At 62.0% G+C, this 16,413-nt stretch carries 17 protein-coding genes; 7 read left to right on the top strand and 10 right to left on the bottom strand.

The window, feature by feature from the left end:
- Nucleotides 1–6: 6 nt before the first annotated feature.
- Genes ACFQ6H_RS04225 through ACFQ6H_RS04205 form a run of 5 tightly spaced genes read right to left on the bottom strand, consistent with a single transcriptional unit; the run spans nucleotide 7 to nucleotide 4,835 of the window.
- On the bottom strand, nucleotides 7–1,185 hold the full coding sequence (locus ACFQ6H_RS04225; RefSeq protein ID WP_378531557.1) for a lipid-transfer protein: 1,179 nt from the start codon (nucleotides 1,183–1,185) through the stop codon (nucleotides 7–9).
- Entirely contained in the window at nucleotides 1,185–1,613 is a 429-nt protein-coding gene (locus ACFQ6H_RS04220) for a MaoC family dehydratase (RefSeq protein ID WP_378644162.1), read from the bottom strand. Before ACFQ6H_RS04220 ends, ACFQ6H_RS04225 begins: the two co-directional genes overlap by 1 nt.
- Complete coding sequence (locus tag ACFQ6H_RS04215) at nucleotides 1,610–2,725, bottom strand: acyl-CoA dehydrogenase family protein (RefSeq protein ID WP_378644160.1); 1,116 nt, start codon at nucleotides 2,723–2,725, stop codon at nucleotides 1,610–1,612. The genes ACFQ6H_RS04220 and ACFQ6H_RS04215 overlap by 4 nt, the downstream gene beginning before the upstream one ends.
- On the bottom strand, nucleotides 2,725–3,672 hold the full coding sequence (locus ACFQ6H_RS04210) for a MaoC family dehydratase N-terminal domain-containing protein (protein WP_378644157.1): 948 nt from the start codon (nucleotides 3,670–3,672) through the stop codon (nucleotides 2,725–2,727). The genes ACFQ6H_RS04215 and ACFQ6H_RS04210 overlap by 1 nt, the downstream gene beginning before the upstream one ends.
- On the bottom strand, nucleotides 3,669–4,835 hold the full coding sequence (locus ACFQ6H_RS04205; protein ID WP_378644155.1) for an acyl-CoA dehydrogenase family protein: 1,167 nt from the start codon (nucleotides 4,833–4,835) through the stop codon (nucleotides 3,669–3,671). Before ACFQ6H_RS04205 ends, ACFQ6H_RS04210 begins: the two co-directional genes overlap by 4 nt.
- Nucleotides 4,836–4,965: 130 nt before the next feature.
- Here ACFQ6H_RS04205 and ACFQ6H_RS04200 point away from each other — a divergent pair, with 130 nt between their 5' ends.
- The 4 genes from ACFQ6H_RS04200 (at nucleotide 4,966) to ACFQ6H_RS04185 (ending at nucleotide 8,075) form a co-directional block, all read left to right on the top strand.
- Nucleotides 4,966–5,424, top strand: a complete 459-nt coding sequence (locus ACFQ6H_RS04200; RefSeq protein ID WP_378644153.1) for a nuclear transport factor 2 family protein — start codon at nucleotides 4,966–4,968, stop codon at nucleotides 5,422–5,424.
- 114 nt (nucleotides 5,425–5,538) lie between these two features.
- A complete protein-coding gene (locus ACFQ6H_RS04195; RefSeq protein WP_378644146.1) occupies nucleotides 5,539–6,396 on the top strand; it encodes a MetQ/NlpA family ABC transporter substrate-binding protein in 858 nt (285 codons plus the stop codon).
- Nucleotides 6,397–6,408: 12 nt separating this feature from the next.
- Entirely contained in the window at nucleotides 6,409–7,410 is a 1,002-nt protein-coding gene (locus tag ACFQ6H_RS04190; RefSeq protein ID WP_378644144.1) for a methionine ABC transporter ATP-binding protein, read from the top strand.
- The gene (locus ACFQ6H_RS04185) at nucleotides 7,407–8,075 is read left to right on the top strand and encodes a methionine ABC transporter permease (protein ID WP_007732650.1); all 669 of its coding nucleotides are present in this window, start codon (nucleotides 7,407–7,409) and stop codon (nucleotides 8,073–8,075) included. The genes ACFQ6H_RS04190 and ACFQ6H_RS04185 overlap by 4 nt, the downstream gene beginning before the upstream one ends.
- A 4-nt stretch (nucleotides 8,076–8,079) precedes the next feature.
- Here the strand turns inward: ACFQ6H_RS04185 and ACFQ6H_RS04180 are convergent, their stop codons facing one another.
- Entirely contained in the window at nucleotides 8,080–9,300 is a 1,221-nt protein-coding gene (locus ACFQ6H_RS04180) for a fatty acid desaturase family protein (RefSeq protein WP_378531539.1), read from the bottom strand.
- A 135-nt stretch (nucleotides 9,301–9,435) separates the two neighbouring features.
- Between ACFQ6H_RS04180 and ACFQ6H_RS04175 the strand changes: the two genes are divergently transcribed.
- Nucleotides 9,436–10,641: an enhanced intracellular survival protein Eis gene (locus ACFQ6H_RS04175; protein WP_378644142.1), complete on the top strand. Its 1,206-nt coding sequence runs from the start codon at nucleotides 9,436–9,438 to the stop codon at nucleotides 10,639–10,641.
- 65 nt (nucleotides 10,642–10,706) lie between these two features.
- On the top strand, nucleotides 10,707–11,270 hold the full coding sequence (locus ACFQ6H_RS04170) for a GtrA family protein (protein WP_317825746.1): 564 nt from the start codon (nucleotides 10,707–10,709) through the stop codon (nucleotides 11,268–11,270).
- A gap of 36 nt (nucleotides 11,271–11,306) precedes the next feature.
- On the opposite strand, the gene ACFQ6H_RS04165 is transcribed toward ACFQ6H_RS04170, so the two are convergent.
- On the bottom strand, nucleotides 11,307–11,546 hold the full coding sequence (locus tag ACFQ6H_RS04165) for a LuxR C-terminal-related transcriptional regulator (protein ID WP_378446777.1): 240 nt from the start codon (nucleotides 11,544–11,546) through the stop codon (nucleotides 11,307–11,309).
- 210 nt (nucleotides 11,547–11,756) lie between these two features.
- Between ACFQ6H_RS04165 and ACFQ6H_RS04160 the strand changes: the two genes are divergently transcribed.
- On the top strand, nucleotides 11,757–13,019 hold the full coding sequence (locus ACFQ6H_RS04160) for a TetR/AcrR family transcriptional regulator (RefSeq protein WP_378644139.1): 1,263 nt from the start codon (nucleotides 11,757–11,759) through the stop codon (nucleotides 13,017–13,019).
- 13 nt (nucleotides 13,020–13,032) lie between these two features.
- Here the strand turns inward: ACFQ6H_RS04160 and ACFQ6H_RS04155 are convergent, their stop codons facing one another.
- From ACFQ6H_RS04155 to ACFQ6H_RS04145, 3 genes are read right to left on the bottom strand one after another with little or no spacing between them, the layout of a single operon-like run.
- On the bottom strand, nucleotides 13,033–13,914 hold the full coding sequence (locus tag ACFQ6H_RS04155) for an LLM class F420-dependent oxidoreductase (RefSeq protein ID WP_378644136.1): 882 nt from the start codon (nucleotides 13,912–13,914) through the stop codon (nucleotides 13,033–13,035).
- Nucleotides 13,911–14,741, bottom strand: coding sequence for an SDR family NAD(P)-dependent oxidoreductase (locus ACFQ6H_RS04150; RefSeq protein ID WP_378644133.1), 831 nt, complete (start codon nucleotides 14,739–14,741; stop codon nucleotides 13,911–13,913). The genes ACFQ6H_RS04155 and ACFQ6H_RS04150 overlap by 4 nt, the downstream gene beginning before the upstream one ends.
- Nucleotides 14,738–16,369, bottom strand: a complete 1,632-nt coding sequence (locus ACFQ6H_RS04145) for an AMP-binding protein (protein ID WP_378644512.1) — start codon at nucleotides 16,367–16,369, stop codon at nucleotides 14,738–14,740. The genes ACFQ6H_RS04150 and ACFQ6H_RS04145 overlap by 4 nt, the downstream gene beginning before the upstream one ends.
- Nucleotides 16,370–16,413: the final 44 nt, after the last annotated feature.

Genomic DNA, 16,413 nt, shown 5'->3' with positions numbered 1-16,413 from the left:
CCTCTCTCAACCAGCGCCGAGAACGAGACCGCTGGTGGGTACTGCTGTTCCGGCTGTGACCAATACGTTTTCGACGCCCTCGGGCTGGTTGGTCGACGTGCCTCGGACCAATCGCACACCTTCGGCAATTCCGTTGACGCCGTGCAGATATGCCTCGCCGATCTGACCACCGTGAGTGTTGGACGGCAGGCGTCCACCGATCTCGAGGTTGCCTTCGCGGATGAAGTCCTTGGCCTCGCCTGGCTTGCAGAAGCCCAGTTCTTCGAGCTGGGGAAGCACCAACGGGGTGAAGTGGTCGTACAGGATCGCTGCGTTGATGTCATCAGGGGTCAGGCCGCTCTGGCCGTACAGCTGACGAGCAACCAGGCCCATCTCCGGAATACCGGAGATGTCAGGACGGTAGTAGCTGGTCATCATGTGCTGATCCTTGCTACTGCCCTGAGCGGCGCCCTTGATGACGACGGGCTTGTTGGCCAGATCCTTTGCGCGCTCGGCAGAGACGATGACCAATGCCTGGCCGCCGTCGGTTTCCTGGCAGCAGTCGAGCAGGTGCAGCGGCTCGGCGATCCAGCGCGAGTTCTGATGGTCCTCGAGCGTGATCGGACGCTCGTAGAACCAAGCAGCCGGGTTGTTGGCGGCATGCTTGCGCGCCACCACTGCAACTCGTCCGAAGTCCTCACTCGTCGCACCGTACTGGTGCATGTATCGACGGGCGAACATCGCGACCCACTGAGCGGGAGTCGACAATCCCTGAGGAGTCATCCAAGCATATGCCGCGCGGTCGGCGGTGCTGTCCATGGGCCGATCGTGCTGGCCAAGGCCGTACCGCACACCGGAGCGCTCGTTGAAAGCGCGGTAGCAGACCACTACGTCGGCAACACCCGTCGCAACTGCCATAGCGGCCTGTTGCACCGTGGCACACGCAGCGCCGCCACCGTAGTGAATGCGCGAGAAGAACTTCAGCTCACCGAGGCCACAGTTGCGAGCCACGATGGCTTCGCCGTTGGTCTCCGACGTATAGGTGGACAGTCCGTCTACCTCGGACGGATCGATACCGGCGTCAGCGAGCGCGGCCACGATGGCCTCACACGCCAACTGCAGTTCAGTGCGGCCGGAGTTCTTGGAGAACTCGGTGGATCCGATGCCGACGATGGCGGCGGCTCCCGAGAGCGGGCTGATCGCCATCAGGGCCTCCCCTCTTCCTTGAAAGCGACTGTGACGGTGCCGGATGCATGGTTGCCGAGGCTGTTCGCGCCCTGCACCTTGACCACGACAACACCGTCTTCCTTGGACACGACCTCGCCGGTCATCGTCATCGTGTCACCCGGGTAGTTGGGTGCGCCGAGACGAATGGCGATGCGGCGCAGGGTCGATGCCGATCCGGCCCAGTCCGTGACGTACCGGCCGACAAGACCGTTGCTCGTCAGGATGTTCATGAAGACATCCTTGGAGCCGCGTTCCTGCGCCAGGCTCGGATCGTGGTGCACGTCCTGGAAATCGCGGGTGGCAATAGCGGTCGCGACGATCAATGTGCGGGTCAGCGGGATCGCCAACTCGGGGAGAGCCTCGCCGACCTCGATGTCCGCGTAGCTACGACCGACGAGAACAGTCATGCGAGCACCTCCACACCGGACGCAAGCTGCGCACCCAGTCGCGCGAGGTCGGAGCTGGAACCCCCGAGGGTGGCGGCAATCTGCTTACCCCACAGCAGGTGACGGTGAACCGGGTAGTCGGTGTCGACGCCCATGCCGCCGTGGACGTGCGTGGTGCGATGCACGACGCGCTGTCCGCCGTCGGTGGCCCACCACTTGGCGACCAGTACCGAGGTGCCGAGATCCAGTCCCTCGGAGATGCGCCAGGCAGCCTGCCACAGTGTTACGCGCATCGCTTCGAGATCGATGTAGCAGTCAGCGAGTTGATGATTGACGGCCTGGAAGGTCGCCAGCGGACGGCCGAACTGCTTGCGGCCGTTCAGGTACGTGACGGCCTGTGCCACAGCGCCCGATCCGACGCCCCATTGAATTGCGGCCAATGCCAGCTCGACTCGGTCGATCAGCCACGGAACCGTGGTTCCGTCGGCCGCGCCGATGAGTTGCGCCGGCGTTCCGGCCAAGGTGACGTTGGCACAGATCTCCCAGTTGGTGGACTGCGTCTGTTCGAGCGTCACTCCTTCGGCACTGAGGTCCACCAGCAGCAATGCCGTACCGGTGGACGTGGTTGCCGAGACGAGGGCGAGGTTCGCGATGTGAGTCATCGGCACTACTGCCTTCTCACCCGTCACGGTCCAATTGCCGTCGGCGTCCTGCTCAGCCGTGGTCAGTGGGTCGCCGCCCGTGTACGGGCCGAATTCTTCGAGCCCGATCGTCAGGAATCGACTGCCGTCGGCAACTCCCGGAAGGAGTTCGGCGCGAAGGGAATCGGAGCCGAATTCGTTGACAGCCAATGCCGCAAGGGTCGTCTCCCAGATCGGCACGGCCGCAACGTGACGTCCCTGCTGTTCGAGCAGCGCGTACAGCTCCGACAATCCGAGCCCGCCGCCGCCGAACTCCTCCGGCAGTGCGATTCCGAGCAGCCCGGTGCTCGCGAGTTCACGCCACAGTTCACGGTCGACGCGCTCAGTGGAGAGTTCGATCTCCTTGGTGCGTTCGATCGTCGCCTTGCTGGTGAAGACCTCGTCGGCCAGTGCGCGAATTGCTTCCTGCTCTTCGCTGAAATTGAAGTCCATCAGTGCTCCTCGCGTACGGCCGGCCGGAACGCGGGAAGCGTCAGATCCGGGTCGGCGTCGATCCAGTCAAGTTCCACGGGCATGTCGACCACGACATCTTCGGGCGCGATGCCCACCATGTTGGCGATCAATCGGGTTCCCTCTTCGAGTTCGACGACCGCAACGATCAGCGGGTAGTCGAACGCGTCGATCTTGGGGTGGTGATTGACCACGAAGCTGTACACCGTGCCCCGGCCCGACGCGTCGATCGTGTCCCACTCGAGTGACTGGCACTCCCCGCACATCGGGCCGGTGGGATGACGCAACGTCTTGCAGGACGTGCAGCGCTGGATCACCAGACGGTGTTCCTTGGCGGCTTCGAACCAGAAAGCGTTGTCCGCGTTGAGAGCCGGACGCGGACGCAGTGCACGAGGTGCTTCGGGCGCAGCAGCTTCCTGAGGCTTGAACCGCAGCGTCCGCCACCGCTGGGTGCCGACAACCTGGTCGTCACCGTTGCGGTAGGTCTTGAGCGTCGTGACGAAGTGCCCGACGCCAAGTCCGGTCTTCTTCTCCGGCGAAATCGACTCGATGACCTCGGTGTAGTTCACGCGGTCGCCTGGGCGCAGTTCGGCGAAGAACTCCTGATCGGAATCGGTGGCCACGACGGAGGAGTAACCGGCTGCGTCGAGGGTGGCGATCAGATCGGTCCACACCTGCGAGGGGTCGTTGCCCGCCATCTTGTCGGTGAACGTCCGCATGATCCAGACCTGGAGCATCTGAGCGGGAGCGACGACGCCGTCGCGTCCGGTGGCGCGGGCGGCGTCGTCGTCGAGGTAGATGGGGTTGGTATCGCCCATGGTCTCGGCCCAATGCCGGATCATGGGGATGTTGACCTCGTCGGGTCCCCAGGTAGTGGGAACCAGAGTCTGGCCGACAAAAGCGTCGAGTTGCGCCGAAATGTCGCTCACTTGACCCTCTTTTCGCGAACCAAGCCGAGCCCGATGGTGCCGACCATGTCACGCAGAACCTCGTTGACGCCGCCGCCGAAGGTATTCACGACACCCTGACGCGAGATCTGTTCGATCTGACCGGCCAGCAAAGCGCCCGGGGACTCGGGGCGGATGCGTCCGGCGGAGCCGAGAATTCCGAGCAGGGTGCGATAGACGTCGACATGAGTCTCGGTGCCGTACGTCTTGGTGGCACCGGCGTCGGCCCCGGAGAGCGTGTCCTGTGCGACGGCGGCCGTCATCTTCCAGTTCAGCAGTCGCATGGCCTCGAGCTTGGCGTGTGTGCACGCAAAATCCTGCTGGACCCAGGGGATGTTGATGGCGCCGTTTTCCTTGGCCCAGTCCAGGACCAGGTTCCACAGACCGTAGGTACGGCCACCGATGGCCGCCAGGCCGATTCGCTCGTGGTTGAGCTGCGCGGTGATGAGCTGCCAGCCTCCGTTGACCTCACCGACAACGTCCTTCGACGGGACGCGAATTCCGGAGTAGTACGTGGACGTCACCATCAAGCCGCCGACGGTGTTGATCGGTGACCACTCGAAGCCTGCGTCCGCGGTGGGGACGATCAGGATCGAGATGCCCTTGTGCTTGGGGGCATCCGCGTCGGTGCGGCAGGCCAGCCACACGTAGTCGGCAGTATTGGCGCCACTGGTGAAGATCTTGTTGCCGTCGACGATCCACTCGTCACCGTCGAGAACCGCACGAGTTTTGAGTGACGCGAGGTCGGTGCCGGCCTCGGGCTCCGTGTATCCGATGGCGAAGACGATGTCGCCGGCCAGAATGCCGGGCAGGAAACGTTCCTTCTGCTCTTCGGTGCCGTACTTCATCAACGTCGGGCCGACGGTGTTGACGGTCACGAAGGGGAACGGCAGTCCCGCGCGCTGAACCTCGTCGAAGAACACGAACTGCTCCTCGATGGAGCGTCCCTGTCCACCGAATTCCTTCGGCCAGCCGATGCCGAGCCAGCCGTCCTTGCCCAGCAACTTCACGATCTCGCGGAAGTACTCGCCGCCCACACCTTGCTCGCCGGCCGCGCGACGCTTCTCTTCCGGCAGCAGCGCCGCGAAGTACGCGCGCAACTCCTTGCGGAGCTCCTGCTGCTCGGGCGATTCCCTCAGATCCATCGCTGTTTCTCCTATGGCATTCATGGCTGGCAACTCTTGGCCTGGACGCTAACCAGATGCCCAGGTGGGCGCTGTGAATGTCTCGATGAGCGGGAAGCCGAAACATGAGCGGCGTCACATAGGGTGAGATATGCGCATGGACTCCTCGGATCGCGTCGCTCTCACCGACTTGGCCGCCAGGTATGCACAGGCCGTCGACCGCCGAAACACCACCGCACTTGCCGCTCTCTTCACCGACGATGCGGCATTCGTCTTGCCGCCGGCACTGAACGGAACCGATGCGCCGACGGAGATACGTGGAAACTCCGTCGTCAGTAGTTCCGTGGTCGATGCCGTCTCACATCTGCACTCGACGCGGCACATCGTCGAGCAGCAGATCCTCGACCTCGACAGCCCCACCACCGCACACGGTGAGGCCTACTGCTCCGCTCACCACATCTATCCGAGGGGCGACGGTCACCGGGACAACCGGATCGAGATCCGTTACCAGGACAGCTTCGAAAAGGTCGACGGCACCTGGCTGTTCTCGCGTCGCGAATTGGTCGTCGATTTCGCCGAGGACGTTCCGGTCATCCTGCTCGGACAATAGGTACATGAAAAAATCGCGGTGATTCTGTATCTCCTCACGGGAGGTTTACCGGGCTAGCGTTCAGCAACTGTCACGCCATCTCGGCGTGCGTTCGGCTATGTCTTGGAGATTCACATGTCACGCTCGCGCACCAGAAGATTCCTCGCTGCCTTCGCAGTGGCCGCCGTCGCAGTCGGAACCGTCGCAGCGTGCTCGAGCGACAGCTCCTCCGACGCCAACGCGCCCCTTCGTGTCGTCGCTTCTTCGGTTCCGCATGCCGAGATCCTGAAGTTCGTCGAAGAAAAGGGCCTGCTCGGCGACACCAAGATCGAGGTCAGCGAGATCACCGGCGACCTCGACGCCAACGAGGTGCTCGAAGCCGGCGACACCGATGCCAACTTCTTCCAGCACGTGCCGTATCAGGAATCGTGGTCGAAGGAGAAGGGTGTCGACGACCTGGTCGCAGTGGCGAAAGTCCACGTCGAGCCGCTCGGTGCATACTCCAAGAAGGTCACCAACGTGGCCGACCTACGCCAAGGCGCAACGGTGGCGCTGTCCAACAACGTGACGAACTTCGCCCGTGGGCTGTACCTGCTGCAGCAGGCCGGATTGATCAAGCTGGATCAGCAGTTGGGCGCTCCCGGCACGGACATCACGCAGATCAGCGAGAAGAACATCATCGACAACCCCAAGGGACTCACGTTCACCCAGGTCGATCCCCCGCAGCTGCCGCGCACGCTCGACGACGGAAATGTCGATCTCGCAATCATCAACGGCAACTACGCAATCGAAGGTGGTCTCAACCCGGCCAAGGACGCCCTGGTGCTCGAGAAGGCCGAGGGCAACCCGTACGCCAATGTCCTGACCGTACGCACCTCCCTCGAAAACGATGCGCGAGTGCAGAAGTTGGCCGAGGCATTGACGTCCACCGACGTCGCGACGTTCATCGAGCAGACCTACCAGGGCTCGGTCATTCCGGCCAGCGCCACCTGAGCGAGACCCGTCATGGTCTTCTCGATCGAATCGGTCTCCAAGGAATACCGCAGCGGCACAAAAGTTCTGCATGCACTCGATTCCGTGTCCCTGAAAATCGAAGACGGCGAAATCTTCGGCATCATCGGCAAGAGCGGCGCCGGTAAATCGACTCTGCTGCGCTGCCTCAACCTGCTCGAACGCCCGACCAGTGGCCGGATTCTGTTGGGCGACACCGATCTTACCGCGTTGAGCCCAGCGCAACTGCGCGACACACGCAAGCGGATCGGTGTCGTGTTCCAGCATTTCAACCTGCTGCATTCCCGTTCGGTCGCCGCCAACATCGCCTTCCCTCTCGAAGTGGCGGGATACTCGCGGGCAGATCGACGTGCCCGCGTCGACGAGCTGATCGAGTTGGTGGGCCTGGAAGACCGACGTGACGCCTTCCCCTCGCAACTGTCCGGTGGCCAGAAACAACGGGTCGGGATCGCGAGGGCCTTGGCGGCTTCACCCGACGTCCTCCTGTGCGACGAGGCCACGAGCGCCCTCGACTCGGACACAACCGATTCGATCCTCGATCTACTCGCCGATCTCAATCGACGCCTCGGTGTCACCATTGTTCTGATCACCCACGAACTCAACGTGGTTCGACGAATCTGCCACCGCGCCGCTCTGATCGATCAGGGCCGCATCGTCGACGAGGGAACTCTCACCGAACTGGTCGCGGACCCGGGATCGCCACTCGGCGAGGCACTACTGCCGACCGGAACGGTGCGAACTACCCTGACCGGAATTCCCGCACTCCTCACCTTTGTCGATTCACTGTCCACCTCGCCCGTGATTTCCCAACTCTCGCGAGATCTCGACGTCGACGTCACGGTGATCTCCGGAGGTATCGAGAACATCGGCACTCATCAGGTCGGTCGCCTTCGCGTGGAGTTCGCCTCGCACACCGGACTCACCAGCAACGAAGAGACAAGAAAGTCTGTCGAAGAACATCTTTCGCAGCGCGGAGTGAAGGTGACGTTCTCATGAACAAGACGTCCTGGCAGGATTCCCTGGGCGAAGCATGGGAAGCCCTACTCGACACGCTCTACATGGTCGGCGTCTCGTTCGTGCTCACCGTGATCATCGGTATTGCGCTCGGAGTTCTGTTGCACGCGAGCGCTCCCGACGGAATCCGTCCCAACCGCGTCCTCAATTCGGTTCTGGGCACCGTGGTGAACATCGGCCGTTCGCTGCCGTTCGTCATCTTGTTGGTCCTCCTCATCCCGGCAACGAGGGCGATCGTCGGAACAGCGCTCGGCGCCACGGCAGCGATCGTGCCGTTGACCATCGGTTCGGTGCCCTTCTTCGCCCGCGTCGTCGAGAACGCCTTGCGTGAGGTCGATTCCGGGCGCGTCGAGGCAGCACGGTCCATGGGCGCGACCGACAAGGACATCATCACCAAAGTGCTACTACCCGAATCAGTTCCAGGACTTGTAGCCGGAGCAACCCTGACTGCGGTGATGCTGATCGGTTTCTCAGCCATGGCAGGTGCCATCGGCGCCGGTGGACTCGGCGACTTCGCAATCAAGTACGGCTACCAACGATTCAACACACCGGTGCTGTTCGTCGCAGTCGTGATCTTGATCGTGCTGGTGCAGGCAATCCAGTCGACCGGTGATCTCGTGGTTCGTTCGATGGCGCACAAGCGCTGACTGATCAGCTCGAGACCATTGCGATCGCTGTTCGCAAGCCACGCCGCTTACCGGTCTGCGGATCGACGCCGAACACTTCCTTGATACCGCCTCGGATACGGAACTTCAACTCCGAGTGCGTCTCCGGAGCGTCGTCCTGGGATGCCGAGAGAAACCTGTTGGGCAGCGACAACTTCCAGATGGTGCGCAGAGTCAATCCGTACTGCTTCCACAGCGGCCCGGTCGTGTACGGGAGGTCGTACTTGTCACACAGGTCGCGCAACGGCACCGCAATTTCCGAGTACCGGTTGCTCGGCAGATCCGGGAAGCAGTGATGCTCGATCTGATAGCAGAGGTTGCCGCTCATGAAGGCCATGACCGGGCCGGCGTGAAAGTTGGCGGAGCCCAGCATCTGCCGTAGGTACCACTGAGCGCGCGATTCGTTCTCGAATTCCTCGAGCGTGAACTTCTCGGCACCGTCGGGGAAGTGCCCGCAGAAGATGACGGCGTAACTCCAGTAATTTCGGATGAGGTTCGCAACGACGTTCGCCGTCAACGTGGTCTTCCACGCCGGGCCGGTCAGAGCGGGGAACAGGATGTAATCCTTTGTCACCTGCCGCGCGATCTTCTTTCCGACGTCCTTGGCCATGTCCGATTTCTCGGACCACTTCACCTCGCCCTTGCGGAGTTTGTCCGTTTCCAGGTGATGCAGTGCCACGCCCCACTCGAACAGTGTCGCGAGCACGAAATTCGTGATCGGTTGAAAGAGATAGTCGGCGTGCCACTTCTGATCTCGAGTTACGCGCATGATTCCGTAACCCACATCGTTGTCCAGACCGACGATGTTGGTGAACTTGTGATGAGTGAAGTTATGCGAGTGCTTCCATCCCGAGGACGGGCAGGTGTTGTCCCACTCCCAGTTGCTCGAGTGAATCTCGGGATCGTTCATCCAGTCCCACTGGCCGTGGATGATGTTGTGGCCGAGTTCCATGTTCTCGATGATCTTGCCGACCCCCAGGAGCGCAGTCCCCAGAATCCAGGCGGGCTTCTTCTTGCTGGCGAACAAGACGATGCGGCCGGCCACCATCAGAGAGCGTTGAAACGCGATTGTCCGCTGGATGTATCGAGCATCGTGCGCGCCGCGCTTCTCCTCGATATCGACCCGAATGGCGTCCAGTTCACGCCCGAGCGCCTCGACGTCTTCCTCGGTGAGGTGGGCATATTCTTTGATGTCGGTGATCGCCACAGTGTTTTCTCCGTATCGGTTTTTCTCCGTGCCGCAGGACTGGTCCGTCGGGCGGTACCCCTGGGAGTCGGTGCAGAAACGTCGGCTCCGATATTCATGTGCGTCTTCGTGCAATCTATGCCAGAGTCGATATACGTGAGCCCCGAAAACAAGATCACCATCCGCACCGCTACCGAGAGTGACTGGCCGGCTCTCCAACTACTCGACTCGGTTGGGTTCGGTTTTCATCCGTCTCCCGCGGTCAGCGAGCTGACAAAGGCGCTCTACAAGCCCGAGGACATCATCCTTGCCGTCGACGGTGACGTACCTGTCGGCGTGGCCATCGAGATCGACATGGAATTTACCGTGCCCGGCGGACGCCAACTCCCCACGCGCGGGATCACCTGGGTATCCGTCGCCCCGACTCATCGTCGCCGCGGCGTCCTACGCTCGATGTTCACTGCACTTCACGCCCATATCGAGTCGACCGGTGCGCCGCTTGCAGCGCTGACGGCCAGCGAGGCCGGCATCTACAACCGCTTCGGATACGGCCCGGCCACCGTCAGCGAGGGCATCACCCTCGATCGACGCTTCGCGCAGTTCCGCCCGGAGGTGCCCGACAACGGCGGTGTGTCGATTGTCGACGTGAAGGCTGCCACGACGCTTCTTCCCGAAATTTACGATCGCTGGCGACTGCAGACTCCCGGCGCGCAGGTTCGTCCGCAACCACTGTGGGATCACATGTTCGCCGACCCGTCCGAGGATCGTGACGGAGCCTCCGGACTGTTCTTTCTGACACACGCGGACGGATACATCGCTTACCGGCACACGAGCGAGGGCCGCGACAGCATCGCCCGGATCGACGAGTTCGTGACGATCACCGAAGATGCGCACGCGGCGCTGTGGCGCACGATCTGCGGGCTCGACCTCGTCACCCGGATCGAGACACGCCAGCATCCCGCCGATCCCCTACGGCTGATGCTGTCGGACTACCGCCTCGCCAGGACAACCACGCGTTCCGATCGTCTGTGGCTTCGCATCATGGACGTGCCCGCGGCGCTCGAGGCTCGTGAATACGCTGCTGACCTGGACACCGTCATCAAGGTCGAAGATCCTTTCCTGAGCGCGGGCGGAACTTTTGCACTTCAGGTCAAGGGAGGCAAAGCCACGTGCACGGCCACCGACGCCGAGCCCGCGATCACGATGCCCGCCGACGTTCTGAGCAGCCTGTACCTGGGCGAGCACCAGGCCAAGGCCTTTGCTGCGGCGCACCGACTCCAGGCAACTGATTCGCAGGAAATCCGGAATCTCGACTTCGCGTTCAGCACATCGAAGCCGGCAATTCTCGGGTACGGATTCTGATGATCTGGCCGACACGAGCGTCGACGATTTGTGCCGTCGGCTGTATTCAGGGTTAGCCTCGAACAATGGCGTTTGTCGAAAAGATGGTCAATAGGCTTCCTGAGCGGGTTCTCGTGCGCGTCTTGCCGCACGCAGAAATGCTCAAGTTCCTGGTGGTCGGCGGCATCGCCTTCATCGTCACCACGGTGCTGTTCTTCGGCATCAAGTGGACGGTTCTGCCTCAGCACCCGGTGACGGCAAACATCCTCGCGGTCCTGATCGCAACGGTTCTGTCCTACGTCCTGAACCGCGAGTGGTCGTTCGCTCAGCGCGGTGGTAGACAGCGCCATCACGAGGCTGCGCTGTTCTTCATCGTCGCCGGTATCGGTTTGGCCATCAACCAGGTACCGCTCTGGACCTCCAGGTACGTGTTCCACCTGCGTCAACCCGAGGTATCAGTGTTGATGGAGAATTTCGCGGACTTCATCAGCGGATCGATCATCGGAACCCTGCTGGCGACGGCCTTCCGGTGGTGGGCCATGCGCCGGTACGTCTTCCCCGAAGACGCCACCGACAGCCAGGTCGTTCTCGACATCGAAGCGACTCCTGGCGCCAAGACACCGACAACGGACGCCACCACCCTCGACTGACTTCCGGCTCGACGCACCAGACAGCTGGCGCGTTGATCAGAGTTCGTCGATACGGATCAACCCGTCCTGAAGAGCCCGAGCAAGCAGCGCCATCTTCGTTGGCGCTGTCCGGCCCACTTCGTCGTACTTCCCGCGAATACGCGCAAGGTGCGTATTCACAGTTCCCTCCGCGATGTACAGCTCACGGGAGACTTCGGCTTTCGAGTCGCAGCGAATCCAGGTCAACAGCACCTGTACTTCACGCCTACTGAGGCTGGGTGAGTCGGCAGTTTTCATCGGTGGTGTCCCTAACTTCCAGGCTTTTCGCGCGGTCGAACTCCCATGGAAACGGAGCGAGATCGCCGGGTCACTCCATTTGTTGACTGGGAGAACTCTCGCGCGAGAGCAAACACTCTCAGAACAGCCCCCACGCATGCCTTGACCTCGATAGAGTCTTGTTTGCCCGTTATGTGCGGGCGAGACTGCCGATCGACCGAGGGACTGACGATGACTGATCGCGACGCCACCACCGTGCTGTTCATCGATGCCGGCGTGACGTCGCTTGTCGAGGACCCTCAGGACATTCTCGAACGCGGTCTGCGGAGCGAACAGGTCGTCCTCCGGGCCGGAGCGTCGCAGGCTACGTTCTTCCGCAAGTTCCGCACCAAATCCGAGTTCGTCGAGGCCGTGATCGCCAGCCTCACCGAATCGACCTTGCACAGCGCAGACACGGTGAAGCAGACCGTACGTGCACAGCTGTCCGCAAATGACGACGCGCTTCGTGCGACGGTCACCACTCTCGTCAAAGGGGTATTCGACGCTCTCGTCAACGACGCGTCGACTGCAAGAAGTCTTCTCTCACACATTTTTGCGGGCTCACACAGGCGAACTTCCGCCGCTCTGAAAAACGAATATCGTCGACGCGACGAGCTCGTGTCCGCTGCCTACGAGGCCCTTTTCGAGAAAACCGGCGCAACACTCCGAAGGCCGTTCACCACCAAGACCTTCGCTGTCACCGTCAACGCGGTGATCGACGGCTTCCGCATTCGTAGCCGAATCGATTCCCGCTCCGTCTCACCCGAGGTGATGTCCGACGCACTGCTCGCGATATTGGGCGCCGTCGTCGATACGTCTGGCCTCCATCAACACCTAGACGATGTTGTGGGACCGATCGACCAGCCCGCCGCGCCGCGGCCGCTACCGCGTGATCCGCGAGCAGCCTTTCTCGCCGCTGCCCGTAGCGAATTCGGCAAGCGCGGATACTTCATGACGCAGATCAACGACATCGCCGACACTGCGGCGGTTCCCCGCGCCGCCGTGAACAAACTGTTTCCCACCAAGCCCCACATTCTGGTGGCGGCCCTTCAGAATCGAGTGGACTCACTGCGAGAAACCGTTGCCGACGACATTCTGATCGGCCTTGGTGACGTCGCGATCATCGAGAACTTCCTACTGCGCTGCGCTCAACTAGCTTCTGACGAAACGGAGTTCATGGATGCACTGCTGGTTGCCGTTGCACACGATACCTACGGCGAGCCCGAGAGCCTGCTGTCGCTCAAAGAGAAACTCAATATTCCCTCGATCATCGCGCCGGTTGTGCAGCGGGGCCAGGACAACGGGGTCTTGTCGACCATCAGCAGCCCGATGGACATCGCCGCAGGAATCACCAACACCCTCCTGTTGCGGTGCTTCACCCGTCGATCCGACAGCCCGGCCGACAACGCGGCCTTCGTCGGCGCGATGCTCCTGAACGGGCTGGCTCATCCTTGATCAGGTACGGGATTTACGTTCCGAGCCCCAAACGCGTCGAGCATTCGGCCATCTCGTCGATGATCAGTTCCAACGACGTACCACGACGGCTGGCGGACAGCACGATTCGATCGGCGCCCAATGTGCGAGCCCACTCGAGTTTTGCTTCGTCGAGTCTGGGCAATGTCGCACCGAGAACGAGCGAGACGTCGGCGGGATCTCGATCGACCTTGACCGCAGCAGCTTTCATCGCTGCAACGGACTTGTCGAGGTCTTCACCAGCAAGTCCCAGCGGCTGGAAACCGTCACCCAACCGGCCTGCTCGCCTCGCGGCCGCGAGACTGTGTCCACCGATGTAGAGCGGAACTCCCGACTCCCGGTGAGGTTTCGGCCAGCTGTATGCACCCTTGAACGAGAAGTAATCACCGTAGAAGTCGACCGCTTCCTTGCCTGCCCAGAGTGCGCGCATTACCGCGATTGCCTCGTCGGCTACCTTGCCACGACGCTCGAAGTCACCGCCGCACGCTTCGATCTCTTCCTTCATCCAGCCCAGTCCGAGGCAGATGCGCAGGCGCCCACCCGAAAGTCGATCAAGCGTCGCCAGGCGCTTGGCGAGCACTACCGGATTGTGATTGGGCAGCACGAGAACTCCGGTGGACAGCCCCAAAGTGGTTGTGGCACCGGCCACGAACGAGAGCAGTTCCAGCGGATCCGGGATGTCGCAGTCATCGGGCAGATGCGACTTCCCGGTTGGAGAATAGGGGTATTCACTCTCGGTGTCGGCGATGACCACCGAGTGCTCCACAGCCGAGATCTCGTCGAAACCCAACGATTCGGCCGCACGGGCGAATTGCAGAATCCAATCGGGGTCTCCACTTCGACCCAATTCGACCGGAACGACTACGCCGAGCTTCATACCGTTTCCTCCAGTGTCGCCATCAATTTCGGACCGTCCACGACGCGACCGAGGAACCGGTCCGCATCCGGATCTGTTGCAAGCCACACCGCCGCTGCAGCCGGTACGGATGCCGGTGTGGCAGCGAACCCTGCGTCGACTATCGCGTCTGCGCCACCACGGGCTTTCCCTGATTCCGTAATGACAAATCCCGGACTCAGATTGAACGCCTTGATCCCGGCGCCCTGATACTCGGAGTTGATCGCCCCGGCGATACGTCCGAACGACGCCTTCGAGGCAGCGTAGGACAATCCCCAGCCGCCCTCCCCCGGCGGCGCGGGCGGATCCATAGTGGCCGAGCCCGATGCCAGGTTGACGACAACGCCGTTGCCACTCTTGATCATCGACGGCAGAATCACCTGAACCAGAGCGAGTTGGTGTAGGTAATTCCCGATCACCATCGCCTGAGCGTCGTCGATCTCGATGTCGAGCACCCGGTCCATGTTTCCGACCGTCTGTGCGTAGGCGTTGTTCACCAACACGTCGACGTGTCCCCACTCCTCCAGCACCCGTTCACCGGCGCCGCGGACGGATTCCAGATCGAGCAGGTTCATCGGAACGGCCAATGCGCGCACACCGAAGGATTCGATCTCGGCAACCGTCGTCTCCAGGCTGCCGGGCACAGGAATCACTTGCTCGCCCTGCCTCGTTCGCGGAGCTGCCCGCCCCTCTCCTTCACGAACGGTGCGAGCAGTGATTGCAACGTCGAATCCGGCGCGCGCGAAGGCAAGCGCGCACTCTCGGCCGATCCCCCGGGAAGCGCCGGTGACCAGCGCAACTCCACTCACAGGAACCGCGAACGGCCGTGTGTCTCGAACTCCTTCTCCAGATTCACCACGTCAGCTTCGGTCATCAACGTGTATTCGGGGGCGCCACGGCCCACCCAGTGGAACACCGGTTCGTCGGTACGCCAGCGGTCGACCTGCAATTCACGCTTGAGCACCTTGTTGGACCCTGTGACCGGCAGGTCCGTCGAAACGCGAACGAACCGCGGCGCCGCCTTCGTACCCAGATCCGCTTGCGCGGCAAGATAAGCCGCGAACTCGACCGGATCGAAATCGGCGAGATCGGCGACCTCGATCGCAGCCATCACCTGATCACCCGAACGCGGATCCGGCACCGCGAAGACACCCGTTGCAATCACCTTGGGGTGGCGACGCAGGATGTGCTCGATCATCAGAGCCGACGTATTCTCGCCGTCGACGCGGATCCAGTCACCCTTGCGACCGGCGAAGTAGATGAACCCGGCCTCGTCGACGTAGCCGAGATCGCCTGTCCAGTACCAACCATGGCGAATCTTCTCGGCTATCGCGTCTTCGTTCTTGTAGTACCCCTCGAACTTCTTCGACCCGGCCTTGTCGACCATCTCGCCGATGGCTTCGTCGGGGTTCAGCACGTGAGAGTGCTCGTCGAGGATTGCGCGGGGCCGCTCTTCGCGGGTATCGGGATCGACGATGACGATGTTCTCGTTCGCGGGACGGCCCAGTGCGCCGGCAGGCTGGTTCGGATCGAGCACCACCGAACCGGCACCTTCACTCGAACCGTATCCCTCGAAAAGCTGCGCACCGAAACGGCGGATGAACTCTGCCTTGTCTCCCGGCGACGCCTCGGTCCCGAAGCCGTGAGTGAGGGTGTTCTCGATGTCGTCGGCCTGTTCCGGCGTCGCCATGAGATACCCCAAGGCCTTACCGACGTAAGTGAAATATGTTGCGCCGTAGAACCGAACGTCCGGCATGAAACCCGAGGCGGTGAACTTGCGAACGAGGCAGACGGTGGCTCCCTGTGAGAGCGCCGGCGCCCAGAGGGCCATCAACGCATTCCCGTGGAAGAGCGGCATGCAGCAGTAGCAGACGTCGTCGCGGTCGATGTCGTACTTGGCACAGTTCGCGTAGGCCAACCGCGTCAAACGTCCCTGGCTGCACCGCACTGCCTTGGACATTCCAGTGGTGCCCGAGGTGAAGAGAAGCAGGAACAGCGTCGACGCGTCGACGCCGAGGTCGATCTGAGGTGACTCGACCTGGTGAGCTGAAATCTTGTCCACGTAGGACGCGTCGTCGACGAGTACAAAACGGTCTTCGGTCAGACCGAGGTCAAGGCCGGCCAACTTCTCGTAGCCCGCTTTGTCGGTGACGATCAGCTGGCAGTCCACGTACCGAACCTCGGCCTCGAGTTCGGCTCCACGCCTGGTCGGATTGATGCCGACGGTCGTGGCACCGGTCAGAGCCGCGCCGCCGAGCCAGAAGAGGAACTCGGGGTCGTTCTCGAGAAGTACTCCGATGTGAAACGGTCCAGGCGCGCGAAGCGACTTCGCAAGCGAGCCGCGCGCTGCGCTCTCGCGCACCACCTCGTCCCAGCTCCAGTCCTGTGTCCGCGTGCGCAGACCTAGGTGCTGATCACCGAGACGGTCGATCAACATCTGCGCGACGTCCTCGCGCTGGGGTGCTGCAAGCGCTGCGTTCG

Source organism: Rhodococcus sp. NPDC056506 (assembly GCF_042794945.1).
Lineage (GTDB): Bacteria > Actinomycetota > Actinomycetes > Mycobacteriales > Mycobacteriaceae > Rhodococcus_F.
This window is presented reverse-complemented; position numbering and strand designations above follow the sequence as displayed.